At 37.3% G+C, this 16939-nt stretch carries 13 protein-coding genes; 5 read left to right on the top strand and 8 right to left on the bottom strand.

Annotated elements, in window-relative coordinates:
• Nucleotides 1-21: 21 nt before the first annotated feature.
• A complete protein-coding gene (kdsB, locus tag GILLI_RS02650; RefSeq protein ID WP_006987580.1) occupies nucleotides 22-774 on the top strand; it encodes a 3-deoxy-manno-octulosonate cytidylyltransferase in 753 nt (250 codons plus the stop codon).
• 127 nt (nucleotides 775-901) lie between these two features.
• On the opposite strand, the gene GILLI_RS02645 is transcribed toward kdsB, so the two are convergent.
• The 6 genes from GILLI_RS02645 to tsaD are packed head-to-tail and all read right to left on the bottom strand — an operon-like array spanning nucleotide 902 to nucleotide 6162.
• Complete coding sequence (locus GILLI_RS02645) at nucleotides 902-2092, bottom strand: class I SAM-dependent methyltransferase (protein WP_006987579.1); 1191 nt, start codon at nucleotides 2090-2092, stop codon at nucleotides 902-904.
• Nucleotides 2093-2104: 12 nt separating this feature from the next.
• Complete coding sequence (locus GILLI_RS02640; RefSeq protein WP_006987578.1) at nucleotides 2105-3193, bottom strand: AI-2E family transporter; 1089 nt, start codon at nucleotides 3191-3193, stop codon at nucleotides 2105-2107.
• A gap of 12 nt (nucleotides 3194-3205) precedes the next feature.
• Nucleotides 3206-3730 (bottom strand): TrmH family RNA methyltransferase, encoded by a 525-nt coding sequence (locus tag GILLI_RS02635; protein WP_006987577.1) that lies wholly within the window; start codon nucleotides 3728-3730, stop codon nucleotides 3206-3208.
• On the bottom strand, nucleotides 3727-4371 hold the full coding sequence (locus tag GILLI_RS02630) for a DUF4159 domain-containing protein (RefSeq protein WP_006987576.1): 645 nt from the start codon (nucleotides 4369-4371) through the stop codon (nucleotides 3727-3729). The genes GILLI_RS02635 and GILLI_RS02630 overlap by 4 nt, the downstream gene beginning before the upstream one ends.
• A 54-nt stretch (nucleotides 4372-4425) precedes the next feature.
• The gene (locus GILLI_RS02625) at nucleotides 4426-5136 is read right to left on the bottom strand and encodes a 16S rRNA (uracil(1498)-N(3))-methyltransferase (RefSeq protein ID WP_006987575.1); all 711 of its coding nucleotides are present in this window, start codon (nucleotides 5134-5136) and stop codon (nucleotides 4426-4428) included.
• Between the two features lie 3 nt (nucleotides 5137-5139).
• Nucleotides 5140-6162, bottom strand: a complete 1023-nt coding sequence (tsaD, locus tag GILLI_RS02620) for a tRNA (adenosine(37)-N6)-threonylcarbamoyltransferase complex transferase subunit TsaD (protein ID WP_006987574.1) — start codon at nucleotides 6160-6162, stop codon at nucleotides 5140-5142.
• Between the two features lie 162 nt (nucleotides 6163-6324).
• Here tsaD and GILLI_RS02615 point away from each other — a divergent pair, with 162 nt between their 5' ends.
• From GILLI_RS02615 to pfkA, 3 genes are all read left to right on the top strand, one after another.
• The gene (locus tag GILLI_RS02615) at nucleotides 6325-10656 is read left to right on the top strand and encodes a translocation/assembly module TamB domain-containing protein (protein ID WP_245545591.1); all 4332 of its coding nucleotides are present in this window, start codon (nucleotides 6325-6327) and stop codon (nucleotides 10654-10656) included.
• 121 nt (nucleotides 10657-10777) lie between these two features.
• On the top strand, nucleotides 10778-11236 hold the full coding sequence (gene tnpA / locus GILLI_RS02610) for an IS200/IS605 family transposase (protein WP_006987222.1): 459 nt from the start codon (nucleotides 10778-10780) through the stop codon (nucleotides 11234-11236).
• A gap of 68 nt (nucleotides 11237-11304) precedes the next feature.
• Complete coding sequence (gene pfkA / locus GILLI_RS02605; RefSeq protein ID WP_006987572.1) at nucleotides 11305-12291, top strand: 6-phosphofructokinase; 987 nt, start codon at nucleotides 11305-11307, stop codon at nucleotides 12289-12291.
• Between the two features lie 142 nt (nucleotides 12292-12433).
• Here the strand turns inward: pfkA and GILLI_RS02600 are convergent, their stop codons facing one another.
• Together GILLI_RS02600 and GILLI_RS02595 are read right to left on the bottom strand one after the other, a co-directional pair.
• Nucleotides 12434-12814 (bottom strand): RidA family protein, encoded by a 381-nt coding sequence (locus tag GILLI_RS02600; protein ID WP_006987571.1) that lies wholly within the window; start codon nucleotides 12812-12814, stop codon nucleotides 12434-12436.
• 112 nt (nucleotides 12815-12926) lie between these two features.
• Nucleotides 12927-15584: a putative LPS assembly protein LptD gene (locus tag GILLI_RS02595; RefSeq protein WP_006987570.1), complete on the bottom strand. Its 2658-nt coding sequence runs from the start codon at nucleotides 15582-15584 to the stop codon at nucleotides 12927-12929.
• A 185-nt stretch (nucleotides 15585-15769) separates the two neighbouring features.
• Between GILLI_RS02595 and GILLI_RS02590 the strand changes: the two genes are divergently transcribed.
• The gene (locus GILLI_RS02590) at nucleotides 15770-16888 is read left to right on the top strand and encodes an N-acetylmuramoyl-L-alanine amidase family protein (RefSeq protein ID WP_040506354.1); all 1119 of its coding nucleotides are present in this window, start codon (nucleotides 15770-15772) and stop codon (nucleotides 16886-16888) included.
• Nucleotides 16889-16939: the final 51 nt, after the last annotated feature.

Below are 16939 nucleotides of genomic sequence, written 5' to 3'. Positions count from 1 at the left end.
TTCAACTGAAATTTAAGTAAAATGACTAAAAATAGCGTCTTAAAAATTATAGCTGTAATCCCTGCACGCTATGAAGCAAGCAGGTTTCCGGGGAAATTGATGCAGGATCTCAACGGTAAGACCGTTATTCGCCGAACCTATGAAGCTGCTGTCAATACCGGGTTATTTGATGAAGTATATGTGGTAACCGACAGCGATATTATTTTTGATGAGATTAAGAATTCCGGAGGTATTGCGATAATGAGCAAAAAAGAGCACGAATGCGGCAGCGATAGAATTGCGGAAGCGGTAGAGGATATGGATGTTGATATCGTGGTAAATGTGCAAGGCGATGAACCACTCATAGATAAAGAAAGCCTTTATAAACTTCTTGAAGTATTTAAATATGATACCGAAAGCAGTATAGATCTTGCTTCCCTTAAAACACCAATGTTCGATAGCGAGGAGATTACCAACCCTAATAATGTGAAGGTGATCACCAATAAAAATAACCTGGCGCTTTATTTCTCAAGATTCCCACTTCCTTATCCAAGGGAAACAAATTCCGGAGTGACTTATTTCAAACATATTGGGGTGTATGCATTTAGAAAACAGGCGTTGATGGATTTTTACAGGTTGCCAATGTTGCAACTTGAAGCAACAGAGAAGATCGAATGTATCCGATATCTTGAATATGGGAAAAATATAATGATGGTGGAAACAAATTTTAAAGGAATTGGCATTGATACTGCTGAAGATCTTGAAAAAGCGAGGAAATTATTTAAAGAGTACTAGTTTTAATGAATCTAGATCCTTGGAAGAAGGCTGCCCGTACCATTCGGGCAGGCCCGCCCTAACGGTACGGGCAGCCTTCGGGGAGTTAAACCCTCGATGAGGGATTATATTCTTCACCATCGGAAGTCTAAGTTTCAGCAGAAATTTTCTTGCAAACCAATACAATTTTTTCATTTTTGAGATTGGTAGCAAAAAATAAATAGGAATTTCCACCATCGCTTATTTTTAGTTCCTGGCGTATTACCTCTACAGATTTCGGGAAATTTCTAGTGGTGATATTGGCTTTTTTTAATTTCAATCTTTGCTTTAATTGCTTCTTGTTAAAAGGTAGTACTTCAGACACTTCAAACACTCTTCCCGGGAAATTTTTTGGTTTTTCCGAAGTGTACAAATGCGTATTGGAATGAAGTTTCAACGTATTGGTGTGAACGGCCAATTCCCGAAACATTCCACTTTTCATGATAGCTGGATTGGGCTCATAAAGGTATTTTAAAGGAAGGCTCAAAGGAACCTCTAATTGTGTATTTGAGAATATAGTTTCGAAAAGTTGAGTTTCAGATTTTTGAAAATCGATCGTTTTTATTTCAACTTTTCCCGAATATCCCTTTTTCAGGATCCATAATAGTTCCTTTACATCACTGTTAACAGCAACGATATGAATTTCAGAAACATGTTTTAACCCGATAATCCCGGCTTTTAGGTCCAGTAAAGGAGAGGTCTTGAGCATAATATTTTCCGAATTCTCAAAAAGCAATTCCAGGTTTTCTGATATATCTGGAGTACACTGATTCAGGTGAAAAACTTTACCTCCATGCTCATCCCGTCTGGAGGGATCCAGATAGATCCAGTCAAATTGTTCTTCAGCTTTTTTTAAAAATTCGATCCCGTTTCCCTGAAATGTTTTAACATTTTTAGCTCCTAAAATTTTAAAATTATGTGTTGCGATTTCAAATAATTCGGGATTGAGTTCACAGTAGGTGAGATGCCTGAATTTTTCAACAAAAAAATAAGAATCTATCCCAAAGCCCCCTGTAAGATCTATAAGTGTACCCCCAGAAATTAAGGAAGCTTTGTAACCTGCAGTTTTTTCTGAAGAAGTTTGCTCCAAATTGAGATTTGGAGGATAAAGAATGTTTTGGGTATTAAACCAAACCGGAAGTTTTGATCTGGCTTTATTTTTCCCTGAAATTTGTACCCCAATTTCCTGTATGGAGACATAAGGAAAAGGGCTTCCTTTTAAGATCAATTTTGAAAGATCCTCTAAAAGATGCTCTAAAATGAACTTTTGAACTTCTGGATATAATAATGCTTTGTTCAAGCCTCAATTGTTTTAAAGATCCCTGGTAAGCCTTTTAACGATCTTATATTCGCTTAAAGATTCTTTTGCGATCACTTTTAATGCAGTATAAAAAGGAACTGCCACAACCATTCCTAATACTCCAAATAAAAGTCCGGCAATAAGAATAATGAGGAATATTTCTAAAGGATGTGAGCGCACGCTGGCACCAAATATAAGCGGCTGACTTATAAGATTATCTATCAATTGGGAAATTCCATACCCCAGCATAATGTAAATTAATTTTGGCAAAATAACCATTTGAAAATCGGCTCCAAGTTGACTGGAGATCACAAAAAGTGCCATTAAAATTCCTGCGAATATTGGGCCTAAGTAGGGAACCAGGTTCAAAAAAGCACAGATAAATGCTATGGCTATTGGGTTGTTTATTTCGAAAATAGTAAGCAACAAGAGATACAGAATAAATAATACGGTAATTTGCATTGTAAGACCTACAAAGTACCGGGACAGCAAGATCTTGATCTTGTTGAATACTCGTTGAAATTTATCTTCTTCTCCTCTGTTGGCAAAAACAAGGATACTATTAAGCATTAACTTACTGTCTTTAAGCAGGAAAAACGAGATAAACATTATAGAGAATATCGCAATTAAAGTAGCACCTAAAATACCAAAAACACTATTTAAAAATTTTGGGATCAGGTTGACATCCAGACCTTGAATAAATTCACTTTGCTTTAAACTTTCGAGAATGTTAATATCTTCTACCCCAAGATAGGTATTGATCTGGTTATTTAATTCATTGATGTCAGTTTTAAACGCCTCAACATCAATTCTGCCCAAATATTGACTTTGCTCAATAAGAATTGGGACAAAAACCAGGATGATTCCAACAAAAACGATCAGGACAAGTAATAAAACTATAATCACGGCCATTTGATTGGGAATACGAAACCTGGATCTTAAAAAGATAACAAACGGTCTTCCAATTAAAGAAATAACCCCTGCAATGGCTATATATACCAATACAGACTGGATTTGATATAGAAAATATAACAACAGGAATAGCGCTGCTATTATTCCCAATGCTCTTAAAATCCCGTAAGAAAATGTTTTTTCGTTCACTTTGTAAATATATTATTTCTTCTGAAAGCGTGGAAGGGTTTTCGTAATTTCATATAAAGCTATTCCAGTTGCCTGTGCGACATTCATACTGCTATTTTTTCCAAACATTTCAATATGTACTTTTTTATCCGCAATTTCAAGCAGGGAATCATCTATTCCGTTTCGTTCATTGCCTATTATAAGGACAATTTTGGATTCATCTTCAAAATTAATGGAACCCAGTATCTGGCTGTCGGAGGTAATTTCCAAAGCAAAAACAGCATATTTCAATTTCTTAAACTTTTCAACAACTTCTCTGGCGTTTTCTTGGAATTCGAATGCTACATTTTTAAGGGTTGAACGGGCAGTTCTTTTAAGACGGTTGTTTTCAGGATTGAACGGAGTACCGCAAAAAACAATTTTTTCTATATTAAAAGCATCTGCAAGCCTAAAAATACTTCCAATGTTGGCATCTCCCATTAAATTATAGGTAAGTATTACAACAGGGAACTTAGATTGGGGATTTGAGTGTGCTTTATGTGCTAATTGTAAACTCAATTTTCAAATGCGTATTTAAGAATGTTTGCTCCCATTTGCAGGGCTTTTAGCCTCACTTCCGGCGGATCATTATGAACGGCAGGATCCTCCCATCCATCGCCCAAATCGCTTTCTACAGTAAAAATAAGGACGAGCCGGTTATTATCAAAAATCCCAAATGCCTGGGGTGGCAGGCCTTCATGTTCATGAATTTTTGGTAACCCATTGGGAAATGAAAAGACAGTATTAAAAACAGGATGGGATGCTGGAAGTTCCTGTAAATCCCTATCAGGGAATATTTTTTTCACCTCTTTTAAAAAATATTTTTGCATTCCGTAATTATCATCAATGTGCAAAAACCCTCCGCTTAAAAGGTAATTCCTAAGGTTTAGTGATTCCTCATCACTAAAATATACATTCCCATGGCCAGTCATATGTATAAAGGGATATTGAAAAATATCGCTACTCCCGGGAGTAACGGTTCCGGGCTTGGGATTTATTGCAGTGTTGATATTTTCATTGCTAAATTTTATAAGGTTTGGCAACGATGTGGGATTGGCATACCAGTCTCCGCCACCCTGATACTTCAAAAGGGCTATTTCCTGAGCGCTTAGTTGTATTGCAAAAAGCGTTAAAAAGATAAAAATGATTTTGCGTATCATTATATGTTTTTGAAAGTAGAAATGTAAATTCAATGGAAAGGTAGGGTTTTCATTTTAATTTTCATTGGCTAAAGCTATGGTGTGACAGGCTACAATTGCAGCAGTCTCAGTGCGTAAACGGCTTTTTCCAAGACTTACAGGGGTCCAACCATTATTTAATGCTAATTCTATCTCTGCCAAAGAAAAATCCCCTTCCGGACCTATTAAAATAGTGGAGCTTTCCCCTGGTTTTATAAGACTTTTTAAAGAGGCTCGTTGCTTGTCCTCTTCGCAATGAGCGATATATTTCTCTCCTTTTATGTCACTTTGAATAAATTCTGAAACACTTAAAGGCTCATTTAATTTGGGAATGCTAAAATGAAGGGATTGTTTCATCGCGCTTTGAAGTACGCGCTCAAAACGATTTGATTTCACGAATTTTCTTTCGCTATGTTCACATATTATGGGGGTGATCTCCTGAATTCCAATTTCTGTAGATTTTTCCAGGAACCATTCGTAACGATCGTTCATTTTGGTGGGTGCTACTGCAAGATGAAGATAATAATCAGGTTTCTTTTCGGCTTCAACTTCAATTACTTTGGCGATACATTGCTGGGCGGTTATAAGGATTATTTCGGTTTTAAAAAGAAATCCGGTTCCGTTGGTCACATGTAGCAAGTCTCCCTGTTTTTTTCGAAGAACTTTAACAATATGCTTGCTCTCCTCTTTGGGAAAAATTACTTGTTGATCATTTTCGGAAATATCTGGCTGATAAAATAACTGCATCTCTTAAATTTCATACCGGGCCTGAGCGGTTACCGAAAGATCGCAAAAATCGTTGTTTAAATATTTATAATATCCCACAATGCCTATCATTGCCGCATTATCTGTGGTATACTCAAATTTTGGAACATAGGTTTTCCATCCATATTTGGCCTCTGCGTCATAAAGTGCCTTTCTAATGCCACTGTTGGCAGAAACACCTCCTCCAATTGCTATTTCCTTAATTCCTGTTTGCTTTACTGCCTTTTTTAGTTTATCCATAAGGATCTCCACAATGGTATATTGAATGGAAGCGCAAATATCATCCCTATTTTCTTCAATAAAATTGGGGTTCTCCCTGACCTGTTTCTGAATAAAATAAAGCACTGCGGTCTTGAGTCCGCTAAAGCTAAAATCAAGTCCGGCAACTTTTGGTTTTGTAAATTTAAAGGCCAGATGGTTCCCGGTTTTCGCATATTTATCGATTAGGGGGCCACCGGGATAGGGGAGGCCTAATATTTTGGCGCTTTTGTCAAAAGCTTCGCCCACGGCATCATCAATGGTTTGACCTATAACTTCCATCTCAAAATAATTTGAAACTTTTACAATCTGGGTATGCCCACCGCTTATGGTAAGTGCAAGAAAAGGGAAACCGGGTTTTGAGAAATTTTCTTCAGCAATAAAATGTGCCAGAATATGGGCCTGCATATGGTTTACCTCAATGAGAGGAACGCTTAAACCCATAGCCAGGGATTTCGCAAATGAAGTTCCTACCAATAAAGAACCCATAAGTCCGGGACCTTTGGTAAATGCGATTGCAGATATGTCTTTTTTGTCGATATTTGCTTCATCAATTGCCTGGTGAATTACCGGAACGATGTTTTGCTGGTGTGCTCTGGAAGCAAGTTCAGGAACTACACCCCCGTATTTTCTATGAACCTCCTGGGTTGCAACAATATTTGATAATAAAGTGTCGTTTTTTAAAACTGCCGCAGCCGTATCATCACATGAAGATTCTATCGCTAAAATATATATGTTTTGGGAAGTCATTAAAAAGAGAAAGGCATTATAGTTGTTAATATTGTGTACAAAGTTATAACATAAAAGCGTATCAAAAAATTCTGGAAAATACTTATTAGAACAGCGGTCGCACTGCTTTTGTTTTTCGTGCTTTTATTGATTTTATTTTCTATACCCGCCGTTCAAACATCGGTGGCAAAAAAGTTAACAAAATCTATTCGAGAAAGCTCCGATGTGAACATTTCTGTGGGCAGGGTAAGTTTTTCCTATTTTGGAAGGATACGTCTCAACGACGTTTACGTTGAGGACCATCACCAGGATACCTTAATTAATATCGTTGAATTAAAAACTTCCATCTTAAGTTTAACCAATTTACTTGCCAATTATCCCAGGTTAGGAAACACCACAGCAGAAGGTTTAACCTTTAAAATGAAACGTTACAAGGGAGAAGATTCAGACAATCTTAGTATTCTTCTGGAAAAATTAAAGACAGAGCCTACCGGGGAACCAAAACCTTTTAAACTTTCTGTGGACGATATTTTTATCAAAGATGGTTATTTCAGCTTTGTCAATGAAAACCTTGATTCCCCTGAGATCATCATTTTAGATAAACTCAATCTCCTTGCAGAAAATCTGGATATTGAAGCAGATGAATTTTCTATGGATATTAATTCCCTGAAAGCAGAAGAAGGCCGTGGGTTAACAATCGAAAATTTATATACCCGGTTTTCCTATAACCCCAAAAGGATGGTGTTAAAGGATCTCCTACTGGAAACACCCTTTTCGAGATTGGATGCAGATATCCGGATGGATTATAGTTTGGCCGATTTTTCAGACTTCGAAAATAAGGTTAAAATTGAAGCGGACATTCGGGATTCACAGTTTTCCACTAAAGATCTTCAAATTTTTTATGCACCATTTGGAGACGGGCAGGAACTCGCTATAACTACAAATCTAAAAGGAACCCTCAATAATTTTGAATTGGAAGATTTTCAATTAGCTGGGATGGACCGCAGCAGTATTGACGGAACTATGTTTGTGGAAGGTGCTTTTTCTGAAGACATGCAGGATTTTAAACTTACCGGTGATTTTAATGATTTAACTTCAAATTATTACGACCTCGTAAATTTATTACCCAGCCTGTTTAGAGAGAAATTACCTTTGACTTTAAGGGATTTTGGAAATCTTAAATTGCAGGGTAATGTCATTTTAACCAAGAGTTCCCTAAAAGCCGATGTGTTTATCGCTACACAACTTGGTACTGCCAAGGCAGATGTAACCATGCAAAACCTAAATAATTCTGCCGATGTTACCTACAAAGGAAACTTAATATTCAATCAATTTAACATTGGCCGTTTGCTTGATGACCCAAAACTTGGAAAAACCAGTTTTAACCTTTTTGTGGACGGAAAAGGCTTTACCACAGAAGATCTAAATACACAAGTTCGAGGGAAAATTTCCAAACTTGCCTATAACAATTATACCTATTCTGATGTACTTATTATGGGGACTGTGAGAAACTTGATTTTTAATGGTAATCTGGTCTCCAACGATCCTAATTTAAGGCTTGAATTCTCTGGATTAGTAGACATTTCGAAAAAGGAAAACAATTACGATTTTGAAGCTTCCGTAGGCTATGCCAATCTAAATAAACTCAATTTTGTTTCCCGCGATAGTATTTCCGTTTTTAAGGGAGATGTGTTTATGAATATGAGCGGAAATAGCCTGGATAATATCTCCGGAAATATCTTGTTGCTGAACACTACCTATCAAAACCAGAACGATCTTTATTATTTTGATGATTTAAGTATCAATTCTGCTTTTGATGCGGAAGGGGTCCGGACCATTGCAGTAGAATCCCCGGATGTTGTAAACGGCGAGATTACCGGTAATTTCAAGATTTCAGAATTAGACGCTCTTATAGAAAATTCCCTGGGAAGTATTTATACGAATTACCGGCCAAATACGATTACCAGTAATCAATATATGGAGTTTAACTTCGATATTTACAATAAAATTGTTGAAGTGTTTTATCCCGAAATTACCCTGGCTCCAAATACTTTTCTCCGTGGAAGGGTAGAATCTGATGAATCTGAATTTAAATTGACATTTAGATCACCAAAAATTGAAGCTTTTGGAAATATGCTGAAGGATATCAATATTCAGGTAGATAATACAAACCCCATTTATAACACTTTTGTGGAAGCAGATAGCGTTTCTACAAATCTATATAATTTCTCAGAATTCAGTTTGATTAACGTGACCTTAAGGGATACGTTATTCATACGATCTGAGCTTCAGGGAGGAAAAAGTAATAATGATGTTTTTAACCTGAATTTTTTCCATACCATCAACGAGGAAAATAAATCGGTTGTGGGAATCCAGCGATCCGATGTGAAATTTAAAGACAATGTTTGGTTTTTGAATGAAAACAACAACAAAAGCAATAAAATAATATTTGACAATAATTTTAATGATGTGGTGGTAGATTCACTTGTTTTGAGCCATCAAAATGAAATGATTCGTTTAAGTGGTGTCATGACAGATACTACCTACAAGGATTTTAAAATTGAATTTGATAATGTAGATATTGGCAAGATCACGCCAGATCTGGACAGCCTGGCTGTAACAGGAAATTTGAACGGAAAGTTAAACCTGCTTCAGGAAAAGGGCGCATATTACCCCAATACTTCTCTTACCGTAGACGATCTTACAGTGAATGATATTCTTCTTGGAAATCTCAATATTGATGTAGAAGGAAATGAAAGTCTTACATTTTATAATATAGATGCCACCCTTCAGAATAAGGGTTTAGAATCCTTAAATGCAAAAGGAGAGATCAATGTCAATGCTGATAATCCAACGATAGCTATGGATGTCGCCCTTCGTAATTTCAATATGGCGGCGTTTAGTCCCTTGGGAGGGGAAGCGATAGATAACATTCGTGGATTTGCTTCAGGAGATGCACAGGTAACCGGAAACTATCGAAATCCGGATATTACAGGGAAGCTGGATTTACAAAAAGCAGGATTAAGAGTTCCATATTTAAAAATAGATTTTGATTTCCAGGATAATGCCGTTGTGAATTTATCCAACCAAAGATTTGTATTTGATGAAATCGAAATTACGGATACTAAATATCAAACCTCCGGAATTCTTGACGGATCTATTTCCCATAGAAATTTTAAAGAATGGTTTTTAGATTTGGAAATCACAAGTGACAGGCTGGTAGTTTTAGATACAGAAGCAGAAGTAGATGCCTTATATTATGGAACTGCCTTTATCGATGGTTTTGCCAGTATAAAAGGACCAACTGAGAAACTGATAATCGATGTAAATGCATCTACCGAGAAAGGGACTGTTTTTAAGATCCCTTTAAGCGATGCAGAATCTATTGGGGATAATTCTTATATACATTTTTTAAGTCCGGAAGAAAAAGCCTCCCGGCAGGCTGGAGTTATTTTGGAATTGCCGGAAGTGAAAGGATTAGAACTTAATTTCGATCTTGATATTACCAATGAAGCCGAAGTAGAAGTGGTGGTAGATCAAACCAGCGGAAGTACACTTCGGGGTCGGGGAGCGGGAAACCTGCTTATCGAGATCAATACCAACGGGAAGTTCAATATGTGGGGAGATTTCGTGGTCTATGAAGGGGTTTACAATTTTAAATATGCCGGTTTGGTGCAAAAATTATTCAACGTTAGATCCGGAAGCAGTATTAACTGGGATGGAAGTCCAACTCAGGCACAGTTGGATGTAAGTGCTGTCTATGAAGTAGATGCAAATCCAGCGGTATTGCTTGAGAATCCTTCCATTAACAGAAAAATACCTGTAGAAGTAGTTATTTTACTTCAGGGACAGATCGTGCAACCGGATATTACCTTTAATGTGGAGTTCCCAAATGCCAGTTCGGTGGTAAGATCGGAACTGGAATATAGAATCAATGACCGTGCGAGCAGAGAATTACAGGCTTTGTTTTTGGTTACTCAGGGTTCTTTTTATAGTGAACTTGCCATTGGGCAAAATGCGATTACAGGAACACTGGTAGAAAGGGCTTCAAGTTTGGTGAATGATATCTTTGCAGATGAAGAAGGTAAATTCCAGGTTGGGGTAAATTATGTGCAGGGAGACAGGACTCCGGATCAGCAAACGGTGGATAGATTTGGTTTAACGCTATCAACTCAAATAAGCAACAGAGTATTAATCAATGGTGCGGTTGGTGTTCCCGTAGGAGGAGTAACGGAAACCGCAATAATTGGTGATGTAGAAATTGAATTTCTTTTAAATGAAGATGGTTCACTTCGGGCCAAGGTCTTTAACAGGGAGAACAATATTCAGTTTATCGGGGAAGAAATAGGTTTTACTCAAGGTGTCGGGTTATCCTATTCGGTAGATTTTGATACTTTCAAGGAACTTATCAGAAAGATCATGAATAGGGAGCTGGTAAAATCGGAAGCTGAAAAAGAGCAGGAGGAATCAGCCAAATCCCTGGCTCCAAAATATATAACGTTCCCTGAGCAATAGAATCTTCTGTCCGGTTAATTAATTTTCGATCAAATCTTCTTACCGAAACCTTCTTATTTAATCTCTATTGGGTTTAATTCCCCGAGGCTTGCCTCGTTTATTATTACTATTTTGTGACTCGATGTCACAAAATAGTAAATTCATACACAAGAGCCATAACGTAACGGTGCTTCTTTACCATTTGGTGAGCAGTGCTAAATATCGAAGGGTTGTTATTTCTGATTCGGTCGACCGAGTTTTGGTCGCGACATGTTCGGAGATTGAAAAAAGATATGAAGTTTGTTTTCTAGAAGTGGGAACGGACAAGAACCATGTTCATTTTTTGATTCAAAGTGTTCCTTCATATAGCGTAACAAAAATTGTTACGATGGTAAAAAGTATCTTAGCTAGGGAAGTTTTTAGGCAATGTCCAGAAGTGAAAAAGCAGCTTTGGGGTGGAGAATTTTGGGGAAAGGGTTACTTTGTGAACACCGTCGGTCAGCATGGAACCGAGAATGTCATTGCCAAATATGTCAAGGAGCAGGGAATAGAAAAAGAGTACAAAGTGTTGAAAAAAGATTATCAGTTGAAATTATTTTAATGCCTCGTGGGCTTGCCCCGAGGATTATTTACTTTAAGTTTGTAATTTGTAAATTACAAAACATAGCTATGGCCAAAAAGATTAGACGAATAGGAGTAATGACCTCCGGTGGAGATTCTCCCGGAATGAATGCAGCGATAAGGGCTGTAGTAAGAGCTTGTGCTTATTACCATACAGAATGTATTGGGTTTTACAGAGGGTATCAAGGGATGATAGAAGGAGACTATATGGAAATGAATGCAAGAAGTGTCCAAAATATTATTACCAGGGGAGGAACCATTTTAAAATCGGCAAGATCTAAAGAGTTTTTAACCAAAGAAGGAAGGCAAAAAGCTGCAGATAATTTAAAAAAGGCAGAGGTTGATGCCATGATCCTTATTGGGGGCGATGGAACTTTTCGCGGAGGAAAAATCTTTAATGAGGAGCATCACATTCCAATTATAGGAGTTCCCGGAACCATAGATAATGATATTAATGGAACCAATTACACTATAGGCTTTGATACTGCTTTAAATACAGTGGTAGAAGCCATCGATAAGATTCGGGATACCGCGAGTTCTCACAATCGCTTATTTTTTATTGAGGTAATGGGCCGGGATGCCGGTTTCATCGCTCTTAATAGCGGAATAGGCGCCGGTGCTGAAGAAATTCTTATTCCTGAAGAAAATCTTGGACTTGACAGGTTATTAGATTCTCTTGAACGCAGCCGAAGGTCTGGAAAAACCTCTAGTATTGTGGTGGTTTCAGAAGGTGATAAGATTGGAAAAAATGTTTTCGAACTAGCCGAATATGTCAAGGAAAACTTACCCGATTATGATGCCAAAGTAACCGTTTTGGGACATATTCAAAGAGGAGGAAGTCCTTCTTGTTTTGACAGGGTTCTCGCAAGTAGACTTTGCGTTAGGGCTGTAGAATTATTGTTGGATGGTCAGAAAAACCTTATGGTGGGATTTGTTAACAACCGTGTGGAAGCGTGCAGTCTGGACCAAGCTTTAAAAAGTAAGCATAAGATCAATAAAGACCTCCTAAGAATATCCGACATATTATCTACTTAAAACTAAGATAAGGAAGTTATACTTATTTAGAAAAGATTGTTAGCCTGTTTAAATTCCCTTGCTACCATCAGGAAGTTTAAGCAGACTAAAAATTTGATTTTATCCCACCTTTGGGTTTAATTCCTCCCAATCCTTATTCAAACTATTTAACAGCGATTGCACTAATCTCTACATTCACAAATTTAGGCAAATTCGCAACTTCAACAGTTTCCCTTGCCGGTGCTGTTTCCTGATCGAAATATTGACCGTAGACTTCATTAATTTGAGTAAAATTATTCATATCACTTATGAAAATGGAAGTTTTAATCACATTTTCAAAGTCCATTCCCGCCTCTTTCAGGATAGCATTAAGATTCTCCATCACTTGTTTAGTTTCGTCAATAATAGTACGTGTCACCAATTCATTGGTTTTAGGATTGATAGCTATTTGCCCTGAGATATAAAGCATGTTTCCGCTTAAAATTGCCTGGTTATAAGGGCCTATTGGGGCAGGAGCATTCGATGTTTTTATGATCTTTTTCATTTGTGTTTTATTTAGTGTTTTTTATTGTCTCCCGACTTATGGGGAGCAATTTGTATATATTCATTGGTTTGTACCATATAGCACTGCAAAACCACCGTCAAATTGGCTTTTGCTATAGTTGTCTGTCCGGCTCCCTTCGTTTATCATATTTAATATCGCTCAATATAGAAGATTTTATTCCAATAAAGAAATTCCAGGAAGTACGGGAGCTAAAAGGTATCCAGCTAAAATTCAGTCTCCAACTATCCAAATCTCTTGCAAACCTTAATTGTGTATAGGTAAAACCTCTTTCTTTAAGATCAAAACCTGAAGATCCCCCAACAGACCATTTTGGTGAGAGTTCTATATTACCAGAAAACATTATAGAATGAGAGGTAATCTCGCTCTGCCTGGCATTATTATTATAGGTCATCGTATACGCAAGCCTAAGGTCCCAGGGTATTTTATATTTATACCACTCACTTTTCTCGGTTTCTTCATCCTTATCAAAGGGGTCATCTTCATCATCCATGAAATTACCGTCAATATCAGTTCCTGTCCCAAAGAGATCATCCGGCCTTCCTCCACCCCTGAAGGTTTGATTATCCTTGTCTTCATCAGTATCACCGCCCTCTTCAAAATCCTTGCTAGAAAAGGAATATCCAAAACTAACATTGGCTGCAGTGAACCGGAATAAACTTCCTCCGTTTTCAATGTTGAGCTTTTCAATCCTGCGGTTATTGTTATTTAAGGCATAAATATCAAGATCTGCTGATAGGTTAACATCCAGTTTATTTTCAATAATAGGTACACTTCCCCTTAAACTAATGGGAGCTAGCCTTAATGAATCCCCGGCTAAATTATAAGAGGTGCTCACACTAAAATTGTTTAACAATGTAATCTTTTTAGGTTCTACAGCTGTACTGTCTTTATCTCTCACCTTAGCTTCAATTGTATTGCTTATTCCAAGTCCAATGGAACTGGAAAATATTCTTCCCGGAGCCCCAAACAAGGTTCCCTGAAATCTTGAGTAATTCACAAATTCATTTAGCGTAGGATCAATATCATTGGTTATTTCATATTGATCGTAATATTGGTCAAAAGCTGGGTTATAATTGTAACTTACTGAAGGCCTCATCACATGGCGGATAGCCTGAATTTTTTTATCCTTACCAAAATTAACCAATCCATAAATTGTGGTTCCCATACTTGCACCAAAATTATAGGTGCGATAGGAATCAAAGCCATTTATAGTGTCTACAATAACCGATTGGTTAACCTGGTCATACGACCTGTCAAAGGTTTTAAACACCCAATTTTCCTGGTAATTTGCGCTGGTGCTTGCACTTAGGAATTTAAATAATTTAAAGTTCGTAGAAATAGGAATAGAATGTTGTACACCCATATTGGCATCCCGGAACATTTCAGGGGTAAAGAAAAGTGAATCTGTGGTCCGTATCCTGTTTTCCCCTCTTAAATTATATTGAAGGTTTATATTTTCTATAAGGCCCTTTTTTGCACCAAATTTCGGAGCAAGGGGAAAAATACGGGAAACACTTGCCTGAAGTGTTGGCAACGTCATATTGATTTCCTGGGTATTGGTGTTTTGACTATGACTTGCCGTTAAATTTACATTGACTTGTGGTTCGCCCTGGAAAGTTTTGGAATAAGAAACTGAAGAATTTAAAGAATTATTAAGAAAATTCCCGGTGTTGGCCTGATTTACAGATTCCCGATAATAATCACTGCTTCCAAGATTAACAGAAGCAGAAAACCTGGAGCTTGGATTCGCTTTAGCATCCTGGGAATGGCTCCATTGAAGATTATAATTAGAGCGCTGTGTAAAATCCGGAAAACCTCGTTCACTATCCAGTAAATTTTCATATCTCATATTTACATTGCCCCTAAACCTATAACGTTTTGCATAACTTGACTCCACACGCATTCCATAGCTTCCGTTGGTATAATAATCACCCAAAACCAACAAATCTGCATAATCACTCACCGCGAAATAATATCCTCCATTCTGCAGGAAATAACCTCTTTGATTGGTTTGGCCAAAAGAAGGAAGTATAAATCCGGAGGTTTGCTCATCGGTTAGCGGAAAGTACCCAAAGGGAAGCCCCAAAGGGGTCGGGACATCGGCTATATACATATTCACTAATCCGGTTACTATTTTCTTTCCGGGGACAAATTTTATTCTTCGGGCATAAAAGAAATAATCGGGATCCAACTCATTTTCAGAGGTGGTAAATCGCACATTTTGCATAAAATAAACCGAATCATTTTCACGCTTGGTAACTTCACCAAGAACCTTAAACCCGCCTTGTTCGGTTCTGGAATTATAGATTAGCGCTTTTTCGGTATCAAAATTAAACCGAATGGAATCAGGTTCAACCGTATTTTGAGCCTGTGTAAAAATTGGTCGTTGGGAATACGCACCGGTTGAATCGGGAATTCCGAAGGCATAAACTTCATTTTTTTCGTTGTCTAAAATTATCAGGCCGGCGGTAAGGACGATATCTCCGTAGGTGATTTGTGCCTGATCATATAAATACATCTTATTTTCCTTAGGACTAAGGCGCATATAATCATCGGCGGTGTAAGTTACAACATCGCTTAAAAGGACAGGAGCTGGTTTTAGCGTATCCCGTTTTATGGTATCCTGCTCAATAATTTTTGGATTTGGGACAAGAGAATCGGTCACTTTTAAGACACTATCTCTTTGCGCTTCCACCCGAACCCCCTGAGGGGGCTTGATTTCCTGCGCCACAGAATAATCTGTGAACATTAGAAAAAAAACACCGAAAAAAAGAATATAAAGTGAGTTTGTCCGCAATGCTATAAGTGGTATTTTTGTAAAATGTGGCGTGCTTATTGAATGATCAAAATTACATATATTTTTTTAGGTTCCTTTTGGGAATTTAAAAAAATAAGCCATTAAAATAAACCCTCTAATTGAATCGTTACTTATTTATGAAAACGAACCTAGTCAAATTTTTAGTATTACTTTTTATAGGGATTGTTTTAACTTCTTCAATTCCTGCAGAAAAAGACCCCGTAAAATCCAAATTTGTAGTTGTTTTAGATGCGGGCCATGGCGGTAAAGATCCCGGGAACAGGGGAGGAGGATTTCAGGAAAAAGAGATTGCCTTAAATATTGTTTTGAAAATAGGGAAAGAACTTGAGAAAAATCCTAATATTAAAGTTATTTATACCAGGGATAGGGATATATTTATTCCTCTAGACCAGCGTGCAAAGATTGCCAATGATGCCAAAGCCGATCTTTTTATATCTGTTCATTGTAATGCCCACAACTCTCAGGCATATGGAACTGAAACCTTTGTCCTTGGTCTCCACCGCAACCAATCCAACTTTGAAGTTGCGAAAAGAGAGAATTCTGTAATATTTCTGGAGGAAGATTATGATCTTACCTATGGCGGATTTGATCCCAATTCTCCTGAATCTTATATTGGTATGATGATCATGCAGGAGGAATACCTGGATCAAAGTATTCTTTTAGCTGATTTTGTTCAGAAACAATTTACCAATGAGCTAAAAAGGAATGACCGCGGTGTTAAACAAGCTGGATTCTTAGTACTTCATCAAACATATATGCCAAGTGTGCTTATTGAAACTGGTTTTTTAACCAACAAAGAAGAAGGACCTTATTTGAACAGTGTTGGTGGACAAAGTAAAGTGGCAGCAGCTATCGTTGAGGCTATTGAAGATTACAGTCATTCCATCAACCTCGCTGTTTTGGATAATCTTGAACAGCAAGCCCCTGTTCCTGTGTATACAGAAACCAAGGATTTTGATGATACTTTTATTGGGGTAACTTTTAAAGTTCAACTGGTGGCGAGTTCAAAAAAGCTCGAACCAAAATCTTCTAATTTCAAAGGCTTAACGCCTGTTTTCCGAGAAAAAGAAGGAAAACTTTTTAAATATTATTTTGGAGCAACCTCAAGCTACACGCAAATAAATAAATTTCACAAAGAAGCTCAGGCCAGTGGATATCCATCGAGTTATATAGTTGCATTTAAGGAAGGAAACAAGATTACCGTTAATGAGGCGTTAAAATCCCAAAGTAAATAGGGCTACTTTCCTATATTTATTTCTAAATTTGCACATTCTCTAAAATAATAG

It is taken from the genome of Gillisia limnaea DSM 15749 (assembly GCF_000243235.1).
GTDB classification, from domain to species: Bacteria; Bacteroidota; Bacteroidia; order Flavobacteriales; family Flavobacteriaceae; genus Gillisia; species Gillisia limnaea.
This window is presented reverse-complemented; position numbering and strand designations above follow the sequence as displayed.